The organism is Agrobacterium sp. RC10-4-1 (genome assembly GCF_014138475.1).
Classification (GTDB): domain Bacteria; phylum Pseudomonadota; class Alphaproteobacteria; order Rhizobiales; family Rhizobiaceae; genus Agrobacterium; species Agrobacterium pusense.
The window spans coordinates 1426-3891 of the sequence record NZ_JACJIT010000022.1 but is presented as its reverse complement, the minus strand read 5'-3'; the positions used below and the strand labels follow the sequence as shown (position 1 = coordinate 3891).

The 2466-nt window shown below is 51.9% G+C and carries 2 tRNA genes and 1 rRNA gene (1 of these 3 only partly in view); all 3 read left to right on the top strand.

Features of this window, described 5'->3' with window-relative positions:
- The first annotated feature begins 169 nt into the window (after nucleotides 1–169).
- A tRNA-Ile gene (locus FHW77_RS26500) sits at nucleotides 170–246 on the top strand.
- Between the two features lie 94 nt (nucleotides 247–340).
- Nucleotides 341–416, top strand: a tRNA-Ala gene (locus FHW77_RS26495).
- A gap of 573 nt (nucleotides 417–989) precedes the next feature.
- A 23S ribosomal RNA gene (locus FHW77_RS26490) occupies nucleotides 990–2466 on the top strand (it continues 1400 nt past the right edge of the window).

The following is a 2466-nucleotide window of genomic DNA, read 5'->3' as shown; positions in this document are numbered from 1 at the left end:
GAGATGAACTTTCCCGTGCTTTTTAGAACATAGATGGCGCCAGTCAGGTGACCATCGAAACGTAATACGCCACGGAATTGCTTCGGCAATCGGATTGGTATGGCAAGGTTCGCCGTCCACGTTTCTCTTTCTTCAAGAAGACAAAAGCCGCATCGACCGGTACCGGAATGGGCCCGTAGCTCAGTTGGTTAGAGCACACGCTTGATAAGCGTGGGGTCGGAAGTTCAAGTCTTCCCGGGCCCACCATTTGCATATGCGAATGAGGGTTTGGGTTGAGACTGTTGGTTGATGCGAATTGTTGCCGCGCCTGGTTGATGAGACTTGGGTGATCGAGCTGGATGGGGCTGTAGCTCAGCTGGGAGAGCACCTGCTTTGCAAGCAGGGGGTCAGCGGTTCGATCCCGCTCAGCTCCACCATTTAATTGCGCTCACGGGTGAGCGGTCCTTCGGACCTACCCTCCGCGAGGGCGCCGAACGATCGGCGACGCGCTACCGCGCTGTACTGGAGAATTGATCCGGCGGCTGCGAATTGTCTTCTTTGAGGAAATAAAAGTTTGCATCGTCTGAGAGGACTGATGCCTGTTCTGAATACATTGTGAAGAGAAGATATGTCTGGAAGCTTCCAGGTGTTTTGAGCCCTTGTGGTTTGAAACGTCCGAGCCCAGTCCCTGTGAAACCTTGAGATGGCTTAGTCGGCCGGAATTGGTGGAGGGATTGGAGGTAGGTAGGAAAGCTTGTCCGAGGCATTTTTGTTGTTTGAAGGTTTAGGCCTTCATCTGATGGGAATGCTGGATTGATGTTGCCTGACCGCGCATCACCGGATGATATCTCGAGAAGCTGGTCTTAATGGTATGGCTTCGAGGTGCACCGGCGTGCCCTCAATGAAGACCATACCGACACGTCGATGTCATCAGGAAGGACTTGATTGTAAAAGGTAATCAGGTTGCCGTTCCTTTGGAGCGGCTATGGATGAGCATAGACAATGAGAACGAAGAAGTGAATTAAGGGCATTTGGTGGATGCCTTGGCATGCACAGGCGAAGAAGGACGTGATACGCTGCGAAAAGCCGTGGGGAGCTGCGAATAAGCTTTGATCCATGGATCTCCGAATGGGGCAACCCACCTTAAATGCTTGGAAAATCCAGTCTGTTTTAACGAACGGCCTGGGTTTCCAAGCATTGTGATAAGGTATCTTACTTTCGAATACATAGGGGTAAGAAGCGAACGCAGGGAACTGAAACATCTAAGTACCTGCAGGAAAGGACATCAACCGAGACTCCGCAAGTAGTGGCGAGCGAACGCGGACCAGGCCAGTGGCAATGATGAATAAAGCGGAACGATTTGGAAAAGTCGGCCATAGAGGGTGATAGCCCCTTACGCGTAGAACAGTCATTGTCCTTGAGTAGGGCGGGACACGTGAAATCCTGTCTGAACATGGGGAGACCACTCTCCAAGCCTAAGTACTCGTGCATGACCGATAGCGAACAAGTACCGTGAGGGAAAGGTGAAAAGCACCCCGACGAGGGGAGTGAAATAGAACCTGAAACCGGATGCCTACAAACAGTCGGAGCCCGCAAGGGTGACGGCGTACCTTTTGTATAATGGGTCAACGACTTAGTGTAACTAGCAAGCTTAAGCCGGTAGGTGTAGGCGCAGCGAAAGCGAGTCTGAATAGGGCGATTGAGTTAGTTGCATTAGACCCGAAACCGAGTGATCTAGCCATGAGCAGGCTGAAGGTTGGGTAACACCAACTGGAGGGCCGAACCCATAACTGTTGCAATAGTTCGGGATGACTTGTGGCTAGGGGTGAAAGGCCAATCAAACTCGGAAATAGCTGGTTCTCCGCGAAATCTATTTAGGTAGAGCGTCGACCGAATACCCTCGGGGGTAGAGCACTGGATGGGCTATGGGGACTCACCGTCTTACTGATCCTAACCAAACTCCGAATACCGAGGAGTACTAGTCGGCAGACACACGGCGGGTGCTAACGTCCGTCGTGAAAAGGGCAACAACCCTGACCTCCAGCTAAGGTCCCCAAGTCATGGCTAAGTGGGAAAGGATGTGAGGATCCCAAAACAACCAGGATGTTGGCTTAGAAGCAGCCATCATTTAAAGAAAGCGTAACAGCTCACTGGTCTAAATAAGGGTCTTTGCGCCGAAAATGTAACGGGGCTAAAGCCATGCACCGAAGCTGAGGATACATCGTAAGATGTGTGGTAGCGGAGCGTTCCGTAAGTCTGTGAAGGCGGACCCGTGAGGGCTGCTGGAGATATCGGAAGTGCGAATGTTGACATGAGTAACGATAAAGGGAGTGAGAGACTCCCTCGCCGAAAGACCAAGGGTTCCTGCTTAAAGTTAATCTGAGCAGGGTTAGCCGGCCCCTAAGACGAGGCGGACACGCGTAGTCGATGGGAACCACGTTAATATTCGTGGGCCTGGTGGTAGTGACGGATCTCGTGTGTTGTTCA